Origin of the sequence: Lysobacter sp. FW306-1B-D06B (genome assembly GCF_038446665.1) — a bacterium.
In the GTDB taxonomy this organism is placed as follows: domain Bacteria; phylum Pseudomonadota; class Gammaproteobacteria; order Xanthomonadales; family Xanthomonadaceae; genus Lysobacter_J.
Genome location: NZ_CP151802.1, coordinates 1664680 through 1687572, shown reverse-complemented (window position 1 = coordinate 1687572; position 22893 = coordinate 1664680). Strand labels below are relative to the sequence as shown.

Below are 22893 nucleotides of genomic sequence, written 5' to 3'. Positions count from 1 at the left end.
CGACCTCAGCCGTTGATCTCCATCTTCAGCGGCGACTGCTGGCTGAGAAACTTGCGCGGATTCACGACGCGGCCGTCTTCCCACACCTCGAAGTGGACGTGGGCGCCGGTCGAACGGCCCGTGGAGCCGGCCTTGGCGATCTCCTGCCCAGCCCGGACCAGTTCGCCGACCTTGCGGGTCAGACGCGAGTTGTGGGCGTAGCGGGTGACGTAGCCGTTGCCGTGATCGACCTCGATGACGTTGCCATAGCCCGAGCGCACGCCCGAGTAGCTGACCACGCCGTCGGCGACGGACAGCACCGGGTCGCCCACGTTGGCCTTGAAGTCGATGCCCTTGTGGTTGGCATGGCCGCCGCTGAAGGGGTCGGCGCGGCCGCCGAAGCCGGAGGTGATGTAGCTGTTGGCGATCGGCTCGCGGCCCGGCACGGCGTTCATGTCGAGCTGGCGGTTGAACAGCAGCGATTCCAGCACGGAGAGCTGCTCGCCCGACGCCTTGAACTGAGCGCCCAGCGTGGCCATGCCGTCGTCGAGCTCGGTCTTGGTCATGTCGCGGACCGGGCCGACGCCGCCGACGCCGACCGGCTTGTCGAAATCGAACTCGCCGTCCTGCAGCTGACCGATGCGGGTCAGGCGTTCGCCCAGGGCATTGAGGCGGTTGGCCTCGGCCTGCAGCTCGCCCATGCGGGCGGCCAGGGCGTTGATCTCGCGCTGCGCGTCGCGACGGGTTACCGCTATCAGCGCTTCCTGCTTCTCGGCCTTGCTGCGCAGCATGGCGTTGTCGGCCAGGCTGACGCCGGCCCCCAGCGCCGTGCCCGTGCCCAGCAGGAGCGCGATCGCGAGGCCCGGGCGCTGTGCGCCCCAGTGGCCGGCGCGCGCAAGCCAATGCGACAGGTGCGTGCGGGATTTGTTTACGATGGTCGAATAAGTCATGTCTAGTTCTGATTCCAAGCCCAGGTCGCCCAAAGGCCACCCTTCGACTCCGCGAAATGCGCTGGATGCGCTCCTCGCCGAGCCCGCTGGCGGTCCGGTGCGTCGTGCCATGTGGCTTGACGAACTGGACCAACGGTTTCGCCCACTCCTGCCGCCTTCTTTGGCCGCGCATGCGCGACTGGCCAATTACGAACGCGGCCGGCTCGTGTTTGTCGTCGATGCCCCGGTGTGGCGAGCCAAGATGCGGCTCGCTGCCCCTGAACTGCTCGACGCGGCCCGTTCCATCGGGCTGGATGCGGCTGAACTCATCGTCAAAACGACAACGCCGGTGACTGCCTCCCCGCAATCTGGCCGGAACGCCAAACCCATCTCTGCGGCTGCACTGCAAGCTCTGCAGGCAGCCTTGGAATCACTGAAGGACCCGGACTCCTCCGGCTCCAGCGACCCGACCTGAGCTCACGTCGACTTTGGCAGGGTTATTGCCGCGGACGCCGATACGCCAGGGTCGGGGGCATGCTAAATGCCTAACCCTTTGAACTTGTTAAAGGGTTGGAAACATTTCGGAAGAAAAACGTAAAAAATACGTTAATGCGTCACGCGAAGTTCACGTCTGTGACGTCCGGCCAATTCATGAAACCGATTGCGGCGCCTTTCGCGGACCGCCCACGTGCCCCGCCTCAGACCGTGGCGGGGATCCCGTAGGTGACGGGAGCCTCTTTGACGTCGGCCTGCGTGAACGTGACTTCGTCCCAGGCTGAACGTTCGGCAAGCAGCGCGCGCACGAGCTTGTTGTTGAGCGCGTGGCCCGACTTGTAGCCGACATAGGCGCCGATGACCGGGTGACCGGCCAAATACAGGTCGCCCACGGCGTCGAGGATCTTGTGGCGCACGAACTCGTCGGCGTAACGCAGCCCGTCCTCGTTGAGGACGCGGAACTCGTCCAGCACGATCGCGTTGTCCATCGAGCCACCCAGGCCGAGATTGCGGTCGCGCATGTACTCCAGGTCGCGCATGAACCCGAACGTGCGGGCGCGGCTGACTTCCTGGATGTAGTTGGCGGTGGAGAACTCCACTACGGCCCGCGATTGCGACGCCGGGATCGCCGGATGGTCGAACTGCACGGTGAAGTCCAGGCGGAAGCCGTCGTAAGGCTCGAAGCGGGCGACCTTGTCGCCGTCGCGCACTTCCACCGGGTGCTTGATGCGGATGAAGCGCTTGGGCGCCTCCTGCTCCTGGATGCCGGCGGACTGCAGCAGGAACACGAATGGGCCGGAGGAACCGTCCATGATCGGCACTTCGGCCGCGGACAGCTCCACATATAGATTGTCGACGCCCAGGCCGGCCAGGGCCGACAGCAGGTGTTCGACGGTCTGGATCTTGGCCGGGCCGCAGGTCAGGCCGGTGCACAGCGTGGTCTCGGTGACCAGTTCGGCGCTGGCGGGCACTTCAATCACCGGCTCCAGGTCCACGCGACGGAACACGATGCCGGTATCGACCGGCGCCGGACGCAGGGTGAGAAAGACCTTCTCGCCACTGTGCAGGCCCACGCCGGTGGCGCGGATCACATTCTTGAGGGTGCGCTGGCGCAGCATCGCAAGGGACCTATCGGGGGACGGCGTCTTCTTAGGTGAGTCCGACAGCAGGCGGATGCAAATGGTTCTCGCCTGAACGGGCCGGCAAGAATAGCACCGCAGGCCCTGAACCATGACGGAAACAAGTCACGAACCGGGACAGCAAGACGGCCGGCCGGACCCGCTAGAGCGGACCGGCCGGCCCCTGCCCCACGAGGGGCCAGAAAGGACGACGGACGACTAAGGCCCTCCCCCATCACTGGGGGAGGACCGGGTGAAACTCAGTCCGCCTGCCTGCGCAGGAACGCCGGAATGTCCAGATAGCTGCTGTCGCTGCCGAAATCGGCGACGGCCGGGGCCGCCGGCTCCACGCTGCGGCTGCCGGCGCTTCCGCGCAGGCTGGTGCCGAAGCTCGGACGGGCGGTCGGCATCTCGTCCATGGCCGAGAACTCCGGCTGGCCGGTCGTGGCGTTGCGAACCAGCGTGATCGGGGCCCGATGGGCCTCGCGCTCGTTGCCGCGCACGGACTGGCGGGCGACCGCACGGTTCAGGCCCGTGGCAACCACGGTGACCTTCACCTCGTCCTGCATGTCCGGATCCAGCACGGTGCCGATGACGACGGTCGCGTCTTCGGACGCGAAGTTCTCGATGGTGCGACCGACTTCGTCGAACTCGGCCATCGTGAAGTCCGGACCGGCGGTGATGTTGACCAGGATGCCGTTGGCGCCGGACAGGTTCACGTCGTCCAGCAGCGGGTTCTGGATCGCCGCTTCGGCCGCGGCCTGCGCACGATCGTCGCCGCGAGCCGCGCCGGTGCCCATCATCGCCAGGCCCATCTCGCTCATCACGGTGCGCACGTCGGCGAAGTCGACGTTGATCAGGCCCGGGCGCACGATCAGATCGGCGATGCCCTGCACGGCGCCGAGCAGCACGTCGTTGGCGGCGCGGAACGCCTGGATCATCGTGGCGTTGCGGCCCAGCACGGTGATCAGCTTTTCATTCGGGATGGTGATCAGTGAGTCGCAGTGGTGGCTCAGTTCCTCGATGCCCTTCAGCGCGACCTGCATGCGACGACGGCCTTCGAACGGGAACGGCTTGGTCACCACGGCCACGGTCAGGATGCCCATCTCCTTGGCCAGCTGCGCCACGACCGGAGCCGCGCCCGTGCCGGTGCCGCCGCCCATGCCCGCGGTGATGAACACCATGTCGGCGCCGGTGAGGGCGTCCATGATGCGCTCACGGTCTTCCAGCGCAGCCTGACGGCCGACTTCCGGATTCGCGCCCGCACCCAGGCCCTTGGTGACGTTGCTGCCCAGCTGCAGCTGCAGCTTCGCGCCGCAGTTCTTGATGGCCTGCGAGTCGGTGTTGGCGGTGATGAACTCCACGCCGTCGACGTTGCCGCTGACCATGTGCGCCACGGCGTTGCCGCCGCCGCCACCCACGCCGATGACCTTGATCACCGCATTCGGGGCCATTTTTTCAACCAGTTCGAAATGTGCCATGTCGTCGTCCTCGTTATGTAGTGCTAGTTATGTGGTGTGTCTTTCGAATCGATGGTGTTGCCGAACCGCAAGTACCGCTTCGCCTTCGCCTCGCCTGCCCGCGTGATCCGGCTTGCCTCTCCGGACCGGGAACCGGCGTCGGCCCTTGCCGCGTCGATTCCATGAAACCTGTGGCGCGTTCGATCATCAGAACTCGCCGCGATACCAATTCTTGAGTTTGCTGAAGAAGCTGCCCGCGCGACCGGTCGGAATCACCGGACGCCGCGGGTTCTCGATCTGGCTACCCATCAGCAACAGGCCCACGCCCGTTGCATGCACCGGGTTGCCGACCACTTCGCCCAGCCCCGTCACGTGCTGCGGAATGCCCACGCGCACCGGCATCTGCAGCATCTCTTCGGCCAGCTCGACCACGCCTTCCATCTTCGCGGCGCCGCCGGTGAGCACCATGCCGGCGCGCACGTGCTGCTCGAAGCCGCTGCGACGCAGTTCGGCCTGGATCATTTCGAAGATTTCCTCGTAACGCGCCTGCACCGCCTGCGCGAGCGACGCGCGCGGCATGCGGCGCGGCGGGCGATCGCCGACGCTGGGCACCTGGATGGATTCTTCCGCCGTCGCCATCTGCGCCAGCGCGCACGCATAGCGAACCTTGATCTGCTCGGCTTCCGGCGTGGGCGTGCGCAGCATGTGCGCGATGTCCTCGGTCACCTTGTCGCCGGCGATCGGCAGGCTCGCGCTGTGCGCGATCGCGCCGCCGACGAACACGGCGATGTCGGTCGTGCCCGCGCCGATATCGACCAGCACGACACCGAGTTCACGCTCGTCGCTGGTCAGCACGGCCTGGCTGGACGCCAGCACGCTCAGGACCAGGTCGTCCACCTGCAAGCCGCAGCGCTGCACGCACTTGCTGATGTTCGCCGCCGCCGACTGCGCGCACACCACCAGGTGCGCATGCACCTCCAGGCGCACGCCGGTCATGCCGACGGGATTGCGGATGCCTTCCTGCGAATCGTCCAGCACGTAGTCGCGCGGGATCGCGTGCAGGATCTTCTGATCGGCGGGAATCGCCACGGCCTTGGCCGCATCGAGCACGCGATCGAGATCACCGTAAGTCACCTCGCCGTCGCGGATCGGCGCGATGCCCTGCGAGTTTCGGCACTGCACGTGGTTGCCGGAGATCGAGGCGTACACCGAGCGGATCTCGCAGCCGGCCATCAGCTCGGCTTCCTCGATGGCGCGCTGGATCGACTGCACCGTGGATTCGATGTCCACGACCACGCCGCGCTTTAGGCCGCGCGATTCGTGCGAACCGATGCCGATCACCTCGATGGGATTGCCCTGGGAATATTCACCCACCAGCGCCACCACCTTGGAGGTGCCGATGTCGAGGCCGACGATGAGCGACTTGTCACCCTTGCGGTTCATGATTGTCCTTGCTGCTGTTGCGGCACCGGCGCCGACACCGGAATCGGCGCCCACGTGAGTGCAAAACCATTGGTGTAACGAAGGTCGGCGCGCTTGAGCACCTGCGCCTGTTGCGAGAGAAGCTGCGGCAGCAGTCGCACGAAACGGCCCAGCCGGGCGCGCGCCTCGCTGCGGCCGACGACGATCCGCGCGCCGTTGTCCAACGCAAGCGTCCAACTGCCGCGCGGATCGAGCTCGACCTCGCGCACCTCCAGACCGATCGGCGCGAACATCGCGCGCGACTCGTTGTAGAGCTCCACGACATCACCGACGCGCGACTCCGGGCCACCGAATTGCGGCAGGCCTTCCGGCACCTGGATGCCCTTGGCCGGGAACAACCGCCCCTGTTGCGAGAGCAACAGGTCGTCGCCCCAGCGCGCGAACGGGCGGTGTTCGTACACCGTCACTTCCAGCACGTCGGGCCAGCGCTTGCGCACTTCCGCACGCTCGACCCACGGCAGCTTCGACACGGCATCCTGCGCCGCCGCCAGATCCACCGCGAAGAAGCCGCGCTGCGCATACGGCAACAGCGTCTTCTGCAGCAGCGCGCCGTCCACGCGTTCGAACTCGGCGGTCGCGCGCAGCTTGGTCAGCGGCCAATGGCCTGCACCGACCCAGCCGTTGAGCACGGCCACGACCGGCAGCACGACCAGCGCTACCGCGAGGATCCATCCGACGAGGCGAAGCATGGCGTTCACGCCACCGCACCTCCTTCGTCGGCCAGGCTGGACTCGAGCACGCGCCAGCACAGTTCATCGAATTCGATGCCGACCTGGCGCGCGGCCTTGGGCACCAGCGAATGACTCGTCATGCCCGGCGCGGTGTTCACTTCCAGCAGGTACAGCTGGCCGGTGGCGCGATCGCGCATGAAGTCGACGCGGCCCCAGCCGCGGCAGCCGGCGGCGACGAACGCTTCGCTTGCGATGCGGCCGATCTCGGTCTCTTCCGCGCCTTCGAGCCCGGGGCACAGGTACTGCGTGTCGTCGGCGATGTACTTGGCGTGGTAGTCGTACCACTCGCCCTTGGGCACGATGCGGATCGACGGCAACGCCACGCCGCCCAGCACCGGCACGGTGAGTTCCTCGCCGACGATGAGCTGCTCCATCAGCATCTCGCCCGGGTAGTTCGCAGCCAGTTCGACGGCCGCCTCGAGGTCCGCATCGTTCAGCACGCGCGAGACACCGACACTGGAGCCTTCACTGGACGGCTTGATGAACACCGGCAGGCCCAGCTGACGGGCAGCGGCGTGCACGTCGTCGCCCTTGGCAAGCCTGACGTAGCGCGGGGTCGGCAGATCGAGGCTCAGCCACACCTGCTTGGTGCGGATCTTGTCCATCGTCAGCGCCGAGCCGAGCACGCCCGAGCCCGTGTACGGCACGCCCAGCGCCTCGCACAGTCCCTGCAGCACGCCGTCTTCGCCGCCGCCCTTGTTGCCGTGGAGGATGTTGAACACGCGGTCGACACTGCCGGCGCGAATCGCGTCGATCAGGGCGGGAATGCCGTCCACCGCAAAGGCGTCGACATTGCGCGAGCGCAACGCTTCGAGCACGTTGCGACCGGAGTCGAGCGAGACCTCGCGTTCGGCGCTGGTACCGCCCATCAGCACGGCGACGCGGCCGAAGGCGGCCGGATCGGTGATCCGGAGCGAACCGATGTTGGTGGGCCGTGCGCTCACTTCTTCTCTCCGTTGGAACCGTCGAAGCCGTTCGCGGCGATCTGCTGCGCGGCGTAGCCGATGTCGCCCGCGCCCATCAGCAGCAGCAGGTCGCCATCGTTGAGGACATCGGGAAGCACCGACGACAGATCGCCGGCGCCGCTCACCACGACCGGATCGATGCGGCCGCGCGCGCGGATCGCGCGTGCCAGCGACTTCGCATCGGCACCGGCGATCGGCGCTTCGCCGGCCGGATACACCTCGGTCAGCACGAGCACGTCCACGCTCGACAGCACGGCGGCGAATTCGTCGAACAGATCGCGCGTGCGGCTGTAGCGGTGCGGCTGGAACGCGACGACCAGGCGCTTGTCCGGCCAGCCCCCGCGCGCGGCGGCGAACACCGCGTCCAGCTCCTTGGGATGATGACCGTAGTCGTCGACCAGCTGCACCGTCGCGCCCTTCGACGTGGACGGAGTTCCGAGCAGGTTGAAGCGGCGGCCGACGCCGGCGAAGTTCTGCAACGCGCGCGCGATCGCATCGGCGGCGACGCCGAGCTGCCACGCGACGGAAGCGGCCGCCAGCGCGTTCTGCACGTTGTGGCGGCCCGGCAGCGCGAGCGTGATCGGCGTGCGCGTCGCATCGGGCAGGCACAGCGTGAAGCGCATGTTCGGGCCGTGCTGCTGCACGTCCTCGGCGCGCACGTCGGCATCAATGCTGAAGCCGTAGGTCATCACGTGGCGCGGCGTCTTCGCCGCCAGCGCCGCGACTTCCGCGTCATCGATGCACAGCACGGCCAGGCCGTAGAACGGCAGGCGGTGCATGAATTCCTCGAACGCCGCCTGCACGCGGGCGAAGTCGCCGCCGTAGTTTTCCAGGTGATCGGCGTCGATGTTGGTGACGATGGCGATCTGCGGGTTCAGGCGCAGGAAGCTGCCGTCGCTTTCGTCGGCCTCCGCCACCAGCCATTCGCCCTTGCCCAGGCGCGCGTTCGCGCCTGCGGCGAGCAGCTGCCCGCCGATCACGAACGTCGGGTCGATGCCGCCTTCGGCGAGCACGCTCGCGGCCAGCGACGTCGTCGTGGTCTTGCCGTGCGTGCCGGCCACCGCGATGCCGCGCTTGAAGCGCATCAGCTCGGCCAGCATTTCCGCACGCGGCACCACCGGGATGCGCTGCGCGTGCGCTTCCATCAGCTCGGGGTTGTCGGCCTTGATCGCGCTCGACACGACCACGCAATCCGTGCCCAGCACGTTGGCCGCAGCGTGACCCTTGTTGACGGTCACGCCGAGCTTGGCCAGACGGCGCGTCACCGCGTTATCGGCGTTGTCCGAGCCGGACACCTGATAGCCCAGCGTGCACATCACCTCGGCCAGGCCGCTCATGCCGACGCCGCCGATGCCGACGAAGTGCACGCGCGGGAACGCCTTGGCGAGGTCGCCGGTGTGCTGCAGGCGGCGACGCAGGGCCGTACTCATTCGACTTGCTCCAGAACCAGTTGGGCGACGCGGTCGGCCGCGTCGGGCTTGGCGATCGCGCGTGCGGCCTGCGCCATCTGCAGCAGGGCGCCGCGTTCGCCGAGGATTTCGAGGGTGGCCGACAGACGCTGGCCGAGATCGCCCGCCGTGCCCTGCGGCAGCAGCTGCGCGGCACCGCGATCGACGAGGTATTGCGCGTTCTTGGTCTGGTGGTCGTCCACCGCCTGCGGGAACGGCACCAGCACGCTGCCCACGCCGACGGCGCACAGCTCCGCGAGCGTCAACGCGCCGGCGCGGCAGACGACGACATCGGCCCAGGCGTACGCCGAGGCCATGTCGGCGATAAAGGGTTCGACCGAAGCCTGCACGCCCGCCTGCGCGTAAGCGCGCTCGGCTTCCTCGCGCAGCTTCTCGCCACTCTGGTGCCGCACTTCGCACTGCACGCGGCCACGCAGTCCGGCGACGGCCTGTGGCACGGCGCTGTTGAGCGCACGCGCGCCCTGGCTGCCGCCCAGCACGAGCACGCGCAGCGGGCCGCTGCGTCCGGCGAAGCGCTGTTCCGGCGGCGCCACCGCCGAGATTTCCGCGCGAACCGGATTGCCGACCACTTCCTCGTTCGCGAACGTGCCGGGGAACCCCGTCAACACATGCCGCGCGAAACGCGCGAGAACGCGGTTGGTCAGGCCCGGTGCGCGGTTCTGCTCGTGCACGATCAGTGGAATGCCGGCCAGTCGCGCCGCCAGACCACCCGGCCCCGCCGCATAACCGCCGAAGCTGATGACCGCGCGCGGCTGTCGCTCGCGCAGTGTCTGCAGTGCGGCGCGCACCGCGCCGATCATGCGGAACGGCGTGGCCAGCAGCGTCGCGACGCCCTTGCCGCGCATGCCGCGCACGGCGATGGTGTCGATGGCGATGCCGTGCTGCGGGACCAGGCGCGTTTCCATCCCGCCTTCGGCACCGAGCCAGAGCACGGGCACGCCGCGCTCGTTCAGCGCCCTGGCGACGGCGAGGCCCGGGAAGATGTGCCCGCCGGTGCCGCCGGCGAGGATCATCACCGGATGCAGGTCGGAGTCGGTCGCAGGCAACATCATGCGATCCTCCCGAGCGTCGGTTCGACGCGCTGCTGCAGGCGGCTGGTGCCGCGCGCGGACGCGGTTGCGGCGGCCGGCTTGCGCGACGGCAGCGGCGTCGCATTCGGTGCGGCGGTTTCGTTCGACGACGGAGTGGGCGACAGCGGCGCGTTGTCGTTGCGCACGCGGGCGACCTGGCGCTGCGCGCGGTCGAGTTCGTACGACACGCGCAGCAGCAGGCCGAGCGCGGCGCAGGTCATGATCACGCTCGAACCGCCGTAGGAAATCATCGGCAGCGTGAGGCCCTTGGTCGGCAGCAGGCCCAGGTTCACGCCGATCGAGACGAAGCTCTGCAGGCTCATCCACAGCGCGATGCCGAAGGCGCAGTAGCCAGCGAAGTGACGGCGCATCTCCACGCACTTCAGGCCGAGCCAGAACGCGCGTCCGGCCAGGGCCGCGTACAGGCCGACGACGGCGCACACGCCCAGGAAGCCGAACTCTTCCGCGATCACGGCCATGATGAAGTCGGTGTGCGCTTCGGGCAGGTAGGACAGCTTCTGCACCGACGCGCCCAGGCCAACGCCCAGCCATTCGCCGCGACCCACTGCCATCAGGGCGTTGGTGAGCTGGTAGCCAGTCTTGAACGGGTCCTGCCACGGATCCAGGAACGAGGTCAGGCGCACCACCCGATACGGCTCCGCGATCGCGACGACCGCCAGCACCGGCAGGCCGATCAGCACCGGGCCGAACATGCGCGGCATGTTCACGCCGCCCAGCACCAGCATGCCGGCGGTGATCGCCAGCAGCAGCGAGGACGAACCGAAGTCCGGCTGCAACAGCAGCATCATCACCAGCGCCACGGCGACGCCGATCGGCTTGAGCATCGCGCCCCAGGTCGCGGTGACCTCTTCGCTGTAACGCTTGAGGTAGCTGGCCAGCCAGACGATGTAGAGCAGCTTCACCGCCTCCACCGCCTGGAAGTTGGAGAAGCCCAGGTTGAGCCAGCGCCGTGCGCCGTTCACGCTGCGGCCGATGCCGGGCACGAACACCGCGATCAGCAGTACGAAGCACACCAGCAGCAACCACTGATTGTGCTGCTCGATGGTCTTCAGTTCGGTGCGCATCACCCACAGCGCCATCACCAGGCCGATGGCGAGGAACACCACGTGGCGCGTGAGGAAGTAGAACGGACTGACGTCGTGGCCGTCGGCGACACCGATCGAAGCCGAGCCGACCATCACCACGCCCAGGCACGCCAACGCGCACGAGATCCCGAGCAGCCACGGGTCGAAGTGGCCGCCGATCGCGTCGAGTCGTGTTGCCTGGCGCGCGGATTCGCTCATCAACGTACCTTCAGCGTGGCCAGGCCGACGAGGACGAGCACCACCGAGATGATCCAGAAGCGCACGATCACGCGCGGCTCCGGCCAGCCCTTGAGCTCGAAGTGGTGGTGGATCGGCGCCATGCGGAACACGCGCTTGCCGGTGAGCTTGAACGAAGCCACCTGGATCATCACCGAGAGCGTCTCGATCACGAAGATGCCGCCCATGATCACCAGCACCAGTTCCTGGCGCACGATCACCGCGATGGTGCCCAGCACGGCGCCCAGCGCGAGCGCGCCGATGTCGCCCATGAACACCATCGCCGGGTAGGTGTTGAACCACAGGAACCCGAGTCCCGCGCCGGCGATCGCCGCGCAGATGATCACCAGTTCACCCGCGCCGGGCACGGCGGGAATCTGCAGGTACTTGGAGAACTCTGCATGGCCCGAGGCGTAGGCGAAGATACCCAGCGCGCAGGCGACCAGCACGGTCGGCATGATCGCCAGACCGTCGAGGCCGTCGGTGAGGTTCACCGCATTGGAGAAGCCGACGATCCACAGGTAGGCGATGGTGACGAAACCGATGCCCGCCAGCGGCAGCGCGATCGACTTGAAGAACGGCACGTAGAAGGTCGTCGCCGCCGGCACGTCGGCGAAGAACCACAGGTACAGGCCGGCGCCGAGGCCGAAGATCGACTGCAGCAGGTACTTCCAGCGCGACTTCAGGCCGTTGGGATCGCGGCGGACGATCTTGATCCAGTCGTCGTACCAGCCGATAGCGCCGAAGGCGAGCATTACCAGCAGCACGATCCAAACGTACTTGTTGCGCAGGTCGCCCCACAGCAGGACCGAAGCCATCACCGTGAGCAGGATCAGCGCGCCGCCCATGGTCGGCGTGCCGGCCTTGGAGAAGTGCGACTGCGGGCCGTCCTTGCGGATCGGCTGGCCGCCCTTGAGCTGGCCGAGCTTGCGGATCACCGCCGGCCCCCACCACAGCGACAGCGCAAGCGCGGTGAGCGCGCTGAGGATGCCGCGGAAGGTGAGATACCCGAACAGACCGAACAGGCTCTGCAGTTGTTCAAGCCAACGCGTGAGTTCAAGCAGCATGGGGTTCCCCTTCTTGCGGGCCCACGAGCGCGGCCACGATCCTGTCCATCGCGCTTCCGCGCGAACCCTTGACCAGCACGCGCACGCCGTCGTGCAGCTCGTTGCCGAGCGCCTGCGCCAGCGCGGTGTGCGTTTCGAAATGCCTGGCGCCCTCGCCGAACGCGGCCGATGCGGCGGCGCTGTACAGCCCGAGCGTGTAGAGACGGCGGATGCCGGCGCCCTTGGCGCGGCGACCTGCCTCGGCGTGCATCGCCTCGGCGTCGGCGCCGAGTTCGCGCATGTCGCCCAGCACCAGCCACGACTCACCGCCGCCCGCGGCGAGCGTGTCGATGGCCGCGGCGAGCGAGCCGGGATTGGCGTTGTAGCTGTCGTCGATGATCACCGCGCCGTTTTCGAGGCGGTGCGAGATCAGCCGGCCGGCGACCGGACGCGCGGCGTTGAGCCCTTCGGCCACCGCCTCCAGCGAAGCGCCTGCGCTCAGCGCCAGACCTGCCGCCGCGAGTGCGTTGCTTACGTTGTGGCGGCCCGGCAGTGCGAGCGCGATCGCCGCTTCGCCCTGGGGCGTCACGAGCAGGAAGCGCGAGCCGTCGGCCAGCGCTTCGATGTTGCGCGCGGTGATGTCGGCGCTCGCTTCCAGCCCGAAGCGCAGCAGGCGCCGGCCGTGCGCGCGCTCGGCGAAGTACGGCGCGAATGCGTCGTCGGCGTTGATGACCGCGACGCCGTCCGCCGGCAGCGCGTCGTAGATCGCCGCCTTGGTGTCGGCCACGCCGAGCAGGCTGCCCATGCGTTCCAGGTGGCCGGGCGCGATGTTGTTGACGATCGACACGTCCGGACGCGCGATGTCGGTGAGGTACGCGATGTCGCCCGGCTTGCCGGCGCCCATCTCGTAGATCGCGAATTGCACGCCTTCGGGTGCGTCGATGACCGCCAGCGGCAGGCCGATCTCGTTGTTGCGATTGCCCGGCGTGGCGTAGGTGACGCCGACGCGCTGCAGGATCGACAGCGTCAGCGCCTTCACGCTGGTCTTGCCGTTGCTGCCGGTGATCGCCACGACCTTCTGCGCGTTACCTTCCGAAAGCCGTTCGCGATGCACGGCGGCGGCAAAGTCGGCCAGCGCCCGCTCGGTGTCGGCGACGACGATCTGCGCAACGGGCGCATCCACGTCGCGCGATACCAGCGCCGCGGCGACACCGGCCTGCGCGGCCTTGGCGACGTGGTCGTGGCCGTCGAAGCGCTCGCCCTTGAGTGCGACGAACAGCGCTGCGCCCTGCTTCGGCAGCGCGCGGGTGTCGGTGGCGATGGCGTCGACCACGCGGTCCTCACCGACCAGGCGGCCGCGGGTCATGCGCGCGATCTCGGACAGGCGACGCGGCTTCACTGGCGTGCCTCCAGCGCCGCGCGGGCGACCTGCGTGTCGTCGAAGGGATGCTGCACGCCCTGGATGTCCTGGTACGGCTCGTGGCCCTTGCCGGCCACCAGCACGATGTCGTCGGCGCCGGCCATGCCCACCGCGTGCGCGATGGCGGCAGCGCGGTCGCGCTGCACGGTCACGCGCTGCGGATGCGCGAAGCCGGCCATGATGTCGGCGACGATGGCATCGCCGTCCTCGAAGCGCGGGTTGTCGTCGGTGACGATCACCACGTCGGCATGCTGCTCGGCAATGGCGGCCATCTGCGGACGCTTGCCGCGATCACGGTCGCCGCCGCAGCCGAACACGCAGATCAGCCGGGCCTGCACATGGCCTCGCAGCGAAGACAGCGCCTGTTCCAGCGCGTCGGGCGTGTGCGCGTAGTCGATCACCACCAGCGGTGCGACGCCGTCGCCGCCGAGGCGGTTCATGCGTCCGTGGATCGGCCGCAGCAAGGACAGCGTGTCGGCGACCTGCGCCGGCGCATCGCCGAGCGCCAGCAGCACGCCCGCGACCGCCAGCAGGTTGTCGACGTTGAAGCGGCCCAGCAGCGGCGACTGCACCGCATGCGTTTCGCCGTCGACGACCAGGTCGAAGCCGATGCCGGCGTTGTCGAAGCGCAGGTTGTGCGCGCGCAGCGTCGCCGCCGCGTCGTCGCGCGAGCTCACGCCGATCGCGCGCACGCCGGCCGGCAGCGTGCCGATCAGCTCGCGCCCGAATGCGTCGTCGAGGTTGATCACCGCGGCCTTCAACCCCGGCCACGCGAACAGGCGCGCCTTGGCGGCGCCGTAGGTCGCCATGTCGCCGTGGTAATCGAGGTGATCGCGCGTGAGGTTGGTGAACACCGCCACGTCGAAATGCACGCCGTCCACGCGGCCCTGGTCGAGCGCGTGCGAGCTGGCTTCCATCGCGATGGCCTGCGCGCCGTCGTCGTGCATCTGCGCGAGCAGCTCATGCGTCTGCAGCACCAGCGGCGTGGTGAAACCGGTCGGAACGACCTGGCCATACAGGCCGGCGCCGAGCGTGCCCACGCTGCCGCTGACGATGCCGCGCACGTTCCATGCCTGCGTGAGCAGCTGCACGGTGGAGGTCTTGCCGTTGGTGCCGGTCACGCCGACCACGGTCATCGCCTCGGTGGCGCGGCCGTGGAAGCGGTCGCCCATCTCGCCCAGGCGCTCACGCAGCCCGGGCACGGCGATGGCGTCGTGCGGCGCGGGCAGGTCGTCCGGCGCAGGCGGCTCGAACAGGATCGCGGCGGCACCGGCCGCGCGCGCCTGCTCGACGAAGCGCAGGCCGTGCGCGCCGAAGCCGGCGATCGCGACGAATGCGTTGCCCGGTCGCACCGCACGGCTGTCGAGCACGAGCCCGGTGATGACCAGCTCCGGCGGAATGCCGTCCACGTCGGGCAACAGTTCGGCCAGCGGCATGAGGCGGCTCATCGCGCACCTCCCGGCTGGCTCACCATGCCGGTGGGCAACGGCAGTGCGGCGGCGGAGGCATGGACCGGTGCGGGCAGCACGGCGCCGGTCGGCTTGCCGCCGTTGGCCTTGGCGCGCTTGGCCTCGGCTTCGGCCTGCGCGGCCATCCAGGTGTCGATGTCGTCCGGGGCGACGTCCATCAGACGCAGCGCGCCTTCCATGACGCTCTTGAAGACCGGGCCCGACACGAAGCCGCCGAAGTAACCCTTCGCCGGATCCGGATCGTTGACCACCACCACCATCGAGAAGCGCGGATTGTTCACCGGCACCACGCCGGCGAAGAACGACACGTAGCGGCGCGAGTAGCCGCCGAATTCGTTGAACTTACGCGCCGTGCCGGTCTTGCCGGCGACGTGGTAGCCCAGGATCGCCGCCTGCGTGGCGGTGCCGCCCGGCTCGGTCACGGTCTGCATCATGCGCATGATCTGGCCGGAGATGGCCGGATCGAGCACCTGCACCGGCTCGTGCCGTTCGCCCTTCACGAAGGTCGGCGCGATCAGCTTGCCGCCGTTGCCCAGCGCCGCATACGCCTGCGCGATTTGCAGCGGTGTCGCCGACAGGCCGTAGCCGTAGGACATCGTCTGCTTGGTCGTGCCGCTCCAGCGCGACGGCGGCGCGAGCACGCCCGAGGACTCGCCCGGGAAGCCGCTGTTGGTCTTGCGGCCGTAGCCGAAGCGCTTGAGGAACTCGTAGTACTCCTGGTTCGGCAGCTTGGCGACGATCTTCGACACGCCGACGTTGGAGCTCTTGGTGATCACGCCCGTCGTGTCGAGCACGCCGTAGTTGTGGTGGTCGGTCGTGCGGAACCGGCCGTTCGGCATCCAGCCTGGGTTGGTGTCGAAGCGCGTGTGCGGGGTGATCACCCCCGCTTCCAGCGCAGCGGCCACGGTGAGCGGCTTCATCGTCGAACCCGGCTCGATCACGTCGGTCACCGCGCGATTGCGGTGCGTGTCGGGATTGCCGACGGAGAGCGCATTGGGGTTGTAGGTCGGCAGGTTCGCCATGGCCAGTACTTCGCCGGTGGCGATGTCGAGCACGACGGCCGAACCGCTGCTGGCGCCAGTGCGCTCCAGCGCGCCGCGCAGTTCGCGCGTGGCGAGGAACTGGATGCGGCGGTCGATGGTGAGGGTGAGGTCGCGGCCGGGTTCGGCGGCCTTCACCAGGTCCACGCTCTCGACGATGCGGCCGGCGCCGTCGCGGATCACGCGCTTGGCGCCGGGCTTGCCGCGCAGCCAGTCGTCGAACGCGAGCTCAAGGCCTTCCTGTCCCAGGTCGTCGATGTTGGTGAAGCCCAGGATGTGCGCCATCGCTTCGCCCTGCGGGTAGAAGCGGCGGAACTCGCGCTGCGAGAACACGCCCGGCACCTTGTAGGCAAGGATGCGCTTGGCCTCGTCGGGATTGATGCGGCGCTTGAGGTAAACGAATTCCTTGCTCGAGCGCTGGCTGAGCTTGCGTGTCAGCGCATCGGGCGACACGCCCAGCGCCTTCGCCAGCTGCGGGATGCGAGTGGGATTCTTCAGCAGTTCCTGCGGGTTGGCCCAGATCGACTCGACCGGCGTGGACACGGCGAGCGGCTCGCCGTTGCGGTCGGTGATCATGCCGCGCGAGGTCGGGATCGGAATCTCGCGCAGCGAGCGTGCATCGCCCTGCTGGCGATAGAAATCGTTGCTGATGACCTGCAGGTCCAGCGCGCGGCCGACCAGCGCGATCGAGCACAGCCCCAGCGCGCCGCCCACCAGGATAAGCCGGTTGCGCAGGTTGAACGAGGCGCGCACACGGTTCTTGCCGCCGTTGCGGTCGCGATCGCCGGCGAACTTCTCACGCAATGCGAGCACGGCATCGAGCGGCCCGCTGCGTCCGGACTTGTTGCCACGCGAATGCTTCGAAGGGCCGTTCATGGACGGATCACCACGGTTTCGGCGCCTTCGGGGAACTTCATGCCCAGGCGGTCGCGCGCGACCTGGTCGATGCGGTTGCTCTCCGCCCAGGTGGCCTGTTCGAGCTGGAGGCGGCCGAACTCGATGTTGAGTTCGTCGCGCGAACGCTCCAGACGGCTGAGCTGCACGAACAGCTGCCGGTGCTCATGGCGCGCCTGCACGACGGCCAGCGCCGAAACGACGTTGGCCACCACCAGCACGCTCAGCAGCAGGCGCACGACGCTCACAGTCGCGCCTCCTCGTGCCGCTCCACAGCAGCCGGGAATCGGGTACGCGGAAGACGGAATCGCCGGAGTTCCGGCTCACCGGGCGCCATCGCTTCCCGCCGGTCTCCACGGCCCGTTGCCGGCTGTGCCGTGTCGGAGACGCCGTCCGAGGCGTTTGCGCCTTCCTCGTTCCCGATTCCCAGCTTTTCCGCCACGCGCAGTACCGCGCTGCGAGCCCGCGGATTGGCCGAGGTTTCTTCGTCGTATGCCTTCTGCGCCGAACCGATCGCGCGCAGCACCGGCGTGAACGCCACCTCTACCGGCATGCGGCGGTTGGCCGGCGGCGCCTTGCTGTGGCGCGCGATGAACTGCTTGACGATGCGGTCTTCCAGCGAATGGAAGCTGATCACCGCGAGCCGGCCGCCGGGCTTCAGGCGCGCCAATGCGGCGTCCAGGCCGGTTTCCAGGTCGACGAGTTCGCGGTTGATGAAGATGCGGATGGCCTGGAAGCTGCGCGTGGCCGGATGGATCTTCTGGTCGCCGCGCGGCACCACGGAGGCAATGAGATCGGCCAGCTGTGCGGTGCGTAGCAGCGGCTGCGCGTCGCGACGGGCCACGATGGCGCGCGCGATCTTGCGGCTCATGCGCTCCTCGCCGTAGGTCCACAGGACGTCGGCGATCTCGCGGTCTTCGGCGCGCGCGAGCCACTGCGCCGCGCTCTCGCCGCTGTCGGGGTCCATGCGCATATCCAGCGGGCCGTCCTTGCCGAAGCTGAAACCGCGCTCGGCGACGTCCAGCTGCGGCGAAGACACGCCCAGGTCGAACAGCACGCCGTCGAGACCGGCGGCGGTTTCGTTCCACTGCGCAAGCTCGGCGAAGCTGCCACGGAAGACCGCGACGCGGGCGTCCTGCGCGAACTCGCGCATCGCCACCGCAATCGCTTCGGGGTCCTTGTCCATGAGCAGCAGACGGCCTCCGGGGCCGAGTCGTTCCAGCACGCCGCGCGCATGACCGCCACGCCCGAACGTGCCGTCCAGGTACGTTCCATTCCCGCGCACGTTCAGGCCGTCGAGCACCTGCGCGTACATCACGGGAAGGTGGCCGGAAAGCGCGCCGCGCTCCATGCCACCCACCGTCACAGCTGAAGGTCGAGCAGCTCCGCGCTCAGATCGTCGTCAGAGACCGTCTGACGGATCTGCGCGTGGTGCGCCTGCTCGCTCCACAGTTCGAACTTGTCGCCCATGCCCAGCAGCACGGCCTTCTTCTCGATGCCGACCGCGGCGCGGTGGCTGGCCGGGATGCTGATGCGCCCGTTGCCGTCGAGCTCGACGAACGCCGCCGCGCCGACGAGCTTGAGCTGCATGCTCCGGTTGACCGCCTTCGCCTTGGGCAGCGCATTGACCTGGTCGCGCAGCCGCTCCCACGCAGCCTGCGGGTACAGGTACAGCGAGCCGGACTCGAAGGGGTTGTAGGTGATGACCAGGCGACCGGCGCATTCACGCGCGACGACGTCACGGTAGACGGTGGGCACCGCCAGCCGGCCCTTGTCGTCAATCGTGATGGCGGTCTCACCCTGGAACATTGAGCACCTGTTGGGGCCGCCTCTAGGCGGGCGACTTGATCCTGGAAAACCACAAAAAACCCGGTTTTCCCTCAGATGCCCACCTTAGGCACGCCCCACAGGGTTGTCAACAAGTTTTAGGGAGCAAATTCACCTGTCTCGTCAATGACTTGCGAAGAACTTCACAGGTTTGTTCAAGACTTATCCACTACCCATTGTTTAGTCTCAAATTTTGAGACTGGACCGCCTTGTCGCAGGACATTGGCAAAGCCCCGCCTAACGCCGGAAGGCCGATGCTGCGCCGCAGCACCGGCCTTCCATTTGCGAAAACGATCGGAATCCTTCGATCGATCACCGAGGCCTAACACGCCAGCCACCCTGACGAACGAGCCAGCCCCCTTTAGCAAAGGGGGCGCCGCGGCAGCGGCGGGTAATTGGTGGCGATGCCTCGGGGCCCGAAGTTTCGCTACGCGAAACTTTGGGGTTCTTCCCAGGCCAGCCTGGATCACCCGGACCTAACCCACCGATCACCCTGACGAAAGACGCCAGCCCCCTTTGGTAAAGGGGGCGCGGCGGCAGCCGCAGGGAATTGGAGGCGATGCCTCGGGGCCCGAAGTTTCGCTGCGCGAAACTTCGGGGTTCTTCCCAGGCCAGCCTGGATCACCCGGACCTAACCCACCGATCACCCTGACGAAAGACGCCAGCCCCCTTTGGTAAAGGGGGCGCGGCGGCAGCCGCGGGGAATTGGAGGCGATGCCTCGGGGCCCGAAGTTTCGCTACGCGAAACTTTGGGGTTCTTCCCAGGCCAGCCTGGGAAGAACAGGCGCGGAGCCGGCCTGTAAGCCGGGTTCTGTCGTGGACAGTCATTCCTCTAGGCGCAGCGTCACCGCTACGCTCAAGCAACCTACCCGGAGACACCGCGGGCCGCGGCATTGCCTCCCTATTTGGTCTTGCTCCCGGTGGGGTTTGCCGTGCCGGTCCGTTGCCGGACTCGCGGTGCGCTCTTACCGCACCGTTTCACCCTTACCACGCACGTCTTGCGACGCCGTTCGGCGGTCTGCTCTCTGTTGCACTTTCCGTCGGCTCGCGCCGCCCAGGCGTTACCTGGCACCGTGCCCTGTGGAGCCCGGACTTTCCTCGGCATCCTTTCGGATGACGCGACTGCCTAGGCCGACTCCGCGAGGCGAATTCTACTGCTTCGCAGCTGAATTCACCTCCCAAAGTTTGCTGTGCAAACTTCGGGCCCCGCGCCGCCACTCCAATTCCCCGCGGCTGCCGCCGCGCCCCCTTTACTAAAGGGGGCTCTGGCTTCGACTACGGGGGGTTCGAGGGGGTTGCCGTCGACCAAATGGGCTGTGGCGCCATGCCCGCGCCCGTGTTCCGCGGCGATGCCGCCCCAAAAGCCGTCATTCCCGCGAAGGCGGGAATCCAACTTTCCGGCCTATCACCCTCGCCGCAGCGCGGGAGGCGTCACTCGTCGGAGTGGTACAAGGCCTTGCGCGGCGCGCCGCTCAGCTCGGCCGCCAGCTTCGCCGCCTGCGACGGCTTCAGATGCTCGGTGAGCTTGGCGTACAGCCGGCGACCCTCGGCGATGGCGGCGTCGGCGTCCTCGCCCGCGCCTTCGACGATCACCACGAACTCCCCCTTGCGCTGGTTCGGATCGGCGGCGACACGCGAGCGCAGTTCGCCCAGCGTGGCATCGAGCACGGTTTCGAACAGCTTGGTCAGTTCGCGTGCGATTACGCCGCGCCGCGATTCGCCGAATGCGGCGGACAGGTCTTCCAGCGACTCTTCGATGCGGTGCGCGGATTCGTAGAAGATCAGCGTGCGCACCTCGCCGGTGAGCCGCGAGAGGCGTTCGCGGCGCGCGGACGCCTTCGCCGGGAGGAAGCCTTCGAATACGAAACGGTCGCTGGGAATCCCCGCCACGCTCAGCGCGGCGATCGCGGCGCACGCGCCCGGCACGGGCGAGACCCGCAGGTTGGCGGCGCGCGCGGCGCGCACCAGGCGGAAGCCGGGGTCGCTTACCAGCGGCGTGCCCGCGTCCGAGACCAGCGCGAATGATTCGCCCGCTTGCAGGCGCGCGACCAGGTGCACGGCCTGCGCTTCCTCGTTGTGTTCGTGCAGCGCGATCAGCGGTCGTTCCAGACCGAAGTGCGAGAGCAGCTGGCGCGTATGGCGCGTGTCCTCGGCGCAGATGGCGTCGACAGTCTTCAGGGTTTCCAGCGCGCGCGCGGAGAGATCGCCAAGGTTGCCGATGGGCGTGGCGACGACGTGGAGGGTGCCGGGGGCCTTCGAGGCGCCTGGTTGGGACGTGTGCATCGTGCGTCTGCGGTGGGGCCGGGTAGAATCCTAACCGGTTCCCTCAAGAACGCCGTGTAGCGGCGCGCGCATGCCGATGATCCAGGCTTCCAACCGTTGGGCAATGAAGTGGATGTTCGCGGCGGCCATCAGTGCCGCGCTGCTGGGCGGTTGCGCCACGGTTTCCACCACCGGCACGTCCAGCTCGCAGCAGAGCCGCAATCCGGCCATCGCCCAGGCCGGCGAGCTCGCCCGCAACGGCGCCGCGCTCACCGGTGCGGCGCGCAGCGCCAATGAGCGCGAGATCGAGCGCCTGCTGTCCACGCTCGACAACGCCACCCTCGCCCGCGAGGCCGCGTCGCTCGCCGCCGGCGACCCGCTCTACAACCACGCCGGCCAGGCGCTGCTGCGCCGCGGCCTGCCGCTGCCGCGGCCGTTCGACCGCACCGGCTGGAACTTCGACGCCGCCAATCGTCCGGCGGCCGAGGGCGACGGTTACCGCCCGCCGGTGAAGGTGGCCGTGCTGCTGCCGATGTCGGGCAATCTCGCCGTCGCCGCTGCGCCGGTGCGCGATGGTTTCCTCGCCGGCTACTACGGCGAACCGCGTCGCCGCCCGGACGTGAGCTTCTACGACACCGCCGACACGGCCGGCGGCGCGCTCGCCGCGTACGACCGTGCGGCGCTGGAAGGCAACGATTTCGTGGTCGGGCCGCTGGGCCGCGACGAGGTCAACGCGCTGTTCTCCAGGGGCCCGCTGCAGGTGCCGGTGCTCGCGCTCAACCGCGGCGATGCCGCGCCGCCGGCCGGCAACGCCAGCTTCTCGCTCTCGCCGGACGACGAGGGCATCGCCGCCGCCGAATACCTGCTGGGCCTCAACGCCAAGCGCGTGCTGGTGATCGCCGCCGCCGACGACACGCAGCAACGCGCCGTCGCCAGCCTGCGCGAACGCCTGGTTGCGCGCGGCGCGACGGTGACCGATGTCGTCGGCGAGGGCACGTCCGATTTCGTGCCCTACGCGCAGAAGGAAGGCGGCGTGGACGCCGTGTTCCTGGCGGTGAAGGGCAGCAGCGCGCGCCTGCTGATGCCCCGCCTCGCCCTCGCCGGCCTGGCCGGCAAACCGCGCGTGGCGACCTCGCAGCTGCTCTCGGGCACCGGCAAGGCCGAGGAAGACCGCGCTCTGGACGGCATCGCCTTCCCGACCGAAATCTGGACCACGCGCGGCGTGCCGGGCCTGCCGCCGGCGGCGATCGCCGCCGCGCAGCTCAACAGCACCAAGGGTCCGGCCGCGCGCCTGTTCGCGTTCGGCTTCGACGCCTGGCAGATCACCGCCTACCTGCAACGACTGGCGACCACCGCCGACGGCCACATCGACGGCGCGACCGGCACGCTGCGCCTGGACGGCTTCGGCAACGTGCAGCGCACGCCGGCCTGGTCGACCTTCACCGCCGGCATCGCCACGCCGCTGGCGGATGCGTCCCGCCGCTGATCGCCGCGCCCGCGGCGCGGCGGTGGAAGCCGCCGCGCGTGCGTACCTGGCTCGCGCGGGACTGCGCGATGTCGCCGCGAACGCGAGCTACCGTTTCGGCGAACTCGACCTGGTGATGCTCGACGGCGCCACGCTGGTGTTCGTGGAAGTGCGCTACCGGCGCGACGCGCGCTTCGGCGGCGGCGCGGCTTCGATCGACGGGCACAAGCGCCGCAGGATCGTGCAGGCCGCCCACGCCTTCCTCGCACAGCATCCAAAGCACGCGAACGCGCCGTGCCGCTTCGACGTGGTCGAAGCCGACGGCGATCCCGCCCCCCTCGCCTGAACTGGCTGAAGGACGCCTTCCGCGCCGACGACGTCTGAGGGCAGTTCGTATTGCGCGTGACGACGGGCAACCCCGACTATCGCGGGCATCCGTTGGCCATGACG

18 protein-coding genes, 1 other RNA gene and 2 pseudogenes are annotated in these 22893 nt (G+C 68.4%); 3 read left to right on the top strand and 18 right to left on the bottom strand.

Going from position 1 to position 22893, the window contains the following annotated elements; genetic code table 11:
• Positions 1-5: 5 nt before the first annotated feature.
• Complete coding sequence (locus AAFF32_RS07780) at positions 6-929, bottom strand: M23 family metallopeptidase (RefSeq protein WP_342316992.1); 924 nt, start codon at positions 927-929, stop codon at positions 6-8.
• Here AAFF32_RS07780 and AAFF32_RS07775 point away from each other — a divergent pair.
• Complete coding sequence (locus tag AAFF32_RS07775; RefSeq protein ID WP_216960217.1) at positions 928-1383, top strand: DUF721 domain-containing protein; 456 nt, start codon at positions 928-930, stop codon at positions 1381-1383. The two genes, AAFF32_RS07780 and AAFF32_RS07775, sit on opposite strands and share 2 nt — an antisense overlap.
• Before the next feature lie 223 nt (positions 1384-1606).
• Here the strand turns inward: AAFF32_RS07775 and lpxC are convergent, their stop codons facing one another.
• From lpxC to rsmI, 17 genes are all read right to left on the bottom strand, one after another.
• On the bottom strand, positions 1607-2521 hold the full coding sequence (gene lpxC, locus AAFF32_RS07770) for a UDP-3-O-acyl-N-acetylglucosamine deacetylase (RefSeq protein ID WP_216960220.1): 915 nt from the start codon (positions 2519-2521) through the stop codon (positions 1607-1609).
• 260 nt (positions 2522-2781) lie between these two features.
• The gene (gene ftsZ, locus AAFF32_RS07765; protein ID WP_216960223.1) at positions 2782-4002 is read right to left on the bottom strand and encodes a cell division protein FtsZ; all 1221 of its coding nucleotides are present in this window, start codon (positions 4000-4002) and stop codon (positions 2782-2784) included.
• Between the two features lie 186 nt (positions 4003-4188).
• The gene (ftsA, locus tag AAFF32_RS07760) at positions 4189-5424 is read right to left on the bottom strand and encodes a cell division protein FtsA (RefSeq protein WP_216960225.1); all 1236 of its coding nucleotides are present in this window, start codon (positions 5422-5424) and stop codon (positions 4189-4191) included.
• Positions 5421-6161, bottom strand: a complete 741-nt coding sequence (locus AAFF32_RS07755; protein ID WP_216960228.1) for a cell division protein FtsQ/DivIB — start codon at positions 6159-6161, stop codon at positions 5421-5423. Before AAFF32_RS07755 ends, ftsA begins: the two co-directional genes overlap by 4 nt.
• Positions 6158-7117: a D-alanine--D-alanine ligase gene (locus AAFF32_RS07750; RefSeq protein ID WP_342317252.1), complete on the bottom strand. Its 960-nt coding sequence runs from the start codon at positions 7115-7117 to the stop codon at positions 6158-6160. The genes AAFF32_RS07755 and AAFF32_RS07750 overlap by 4 nt, the downstream gene beginning before the upstream one ends.
• Before the next feature lie 17 nt (positions 7118-7134).
• Complete coding sequence (murC, locus tag AAFF32_RS07745; RefSeq protein WP_342317251.1) at positions 7135-8577, bottom strand: UDP-N-acetylmuramate--L-alanine ligase; 1443 nt, start codon at positions 8575-8577, stop codon at positions 7135-7137.
• 8 nt (positions 8578-8585) lie between these two features.
• Positions 8586-9677 (bottom strand): undecaprenyldiphospho-muramoylpentapeptide beta-N-acetylglucosaminyltransferase, encoded by a 1092-nt coding sequence (gene murG / locus AAFF32_RS07740; RefSeq protein WP_216960234.1) that lies wholly within the window; start codon positions 9675-9677, stop codon positions 8586-8588.
• Positions 9677-11002 carry a putative lipid II flippase FtsW gene (ftsW, locus tag AAFF32_RS07735; protein ID WP_216960236.1) on the bottom strand — a complete coding sequence of 442 codons (1326 nt, stop codon included), beginning with the start codon at positions 11000-11002 and terminating at the stop codon, positions 9677-9679. The genes murG and ftsW overlap by 1 nt, the downstream gene beginning before the upstream one ends.
• Positions 11002-12087 (bottom strand): phospho-N-acetylmuramoyl-pentapeptide-transferase, encoded by a 1086-nt coding sequence (mraY, locus tag AAFF32_RS07730; protein WP_216960239.1) that lies wholly within the window; start codon positions 12085-12087, stop codon positions 11002-11004. Before mraY ends, ftsW begins: the two co-directional genes overlap by 1 nt.
• Positions 12077-13432: a UDP-N-acetylmuramoyl-tripeptide--D-alanyl-D-alanine ligase gene (gene murF / locus AAFF32_RS07725; protein ID WP_342317249.1), complete on the bottom strand. Its 1356-nt coding sequence runs from the start codon at positions 13430-13432 to the stop codon at positions 12077-12079. The genes mraY and murF overlap by 11 nt, the downstream gene beginning before the upstream one ends.
• A 29-nt stretch (positions 13433-13461) precedes the next feature.
• The gene (locus AAFF32_RS07720) at positions 13462-14934 is read right to left on the bottom strand and encodes a UDP-N-acetylmuramoyl-L-alanyl-D-glutamate--2,6-diaminopimelate ligase (RefSeq protein WP_216960242.1); all 1473 of its coding nucleotides are present in this window, start codon (positions 14932-14934) and stop codon (positions 13462-13464) included.
• Complete coding sequence (locus AAFF32_RS07715; protein ID WP_216960245.1) at positions 14931-16871, bottom strand: penicillin-binding protein 2; 1941 nt, start codon at positions 16869-16871, stop codon at positions 14931-14933. The genes AAFF32_RS07720 and AAFF32_RS07715 overlap by 4 nt, the downstream gene beginning before the upstream one ends.
• Complete coding sequence (gene ftsL, locus AAFF32_RS07710; RefSeq protein WP_216960248.1) at positions 16868-17137, bottom strand: cell division protein FtsL; 270 nt, start codon at positions 17135-17137, stop codon at positions 16868-16870. Before ftsL ends, AAFF32_RS07715 begins: the two co-directional genes overlap by 4 nt.
• Complete coding sequence (rsmH, locus tag AAFF32_RS07705; RefSeq protein WP_216960251.1) at positions 17134-18240, bottom strand: 16S rRNA (cytosine(1402)-N(4))-methyltransferase RsmH; 1107 nt, start codon at positions 18238-18240, stop codon at positions 17134-17136. Before rsmH ends, ftsL begins: the two co-directional genes overlap by 4 nt.
• 11 nt (positions 18241-18251) lie before the next feature.
• Complete coding sequence (gene mraZ / locus AAFF32_RS07700) at positions 18252-18698, bottom strand: division/cell wall cluster transcriptional repressor MraZ (protein WP_216960254.1); 447 nt, start codon at positions 18696-18698, stop codon at positions 18252-18254.
• 802 nt (positions 18699-19500) lie between these two features.
• Positions 19501-19855, bottom strand: an RNA gene (gene rnpB / locus AAFF32_RS07695) — RNase P RNA component class A.
• A 292-nt stretch (positions 19856-20147) separates the two neighbouring features.
• Positions 20148-20999: a 16S rRNA (cytidine(1402)-2'-O)-methyltransferase gene (gene rsmI / locus AAFF32_RS07690; RefSeq protein ID WP_216960258.1), complete on the bottom strand. Its 852-nt coding sequence runs from the start codon at positions 20997-20999 to the stop codon at positions 20148-20150.
• A 208-nt stretch (positions 21000-21207) separates the two neighbouring features.
• Here rsmI and AAFF32_RS07685 point away from each other — a divergent pair.
• Both AAFF32_RS07685 and AAFF32_RS07680 read left to right on the top strand, forming a co-directional pair.
• Positions 21208-22464 (top strand): annotated as a pseudogene (locus AAFF32_RS07685) (penicillin-binding protein activator); the annotation flags it as partial.
• Positions 22448-22827, top strand: a pseudogene (locus AAFF32_RS07680) (YraN family protein). The pseudogenes AAFF32_RS07685 and AAFF32_RS07680, both read left to right, overlap by 17 nt.
• Positions 22828-22893: the final 66 nt, after the last annotated feature.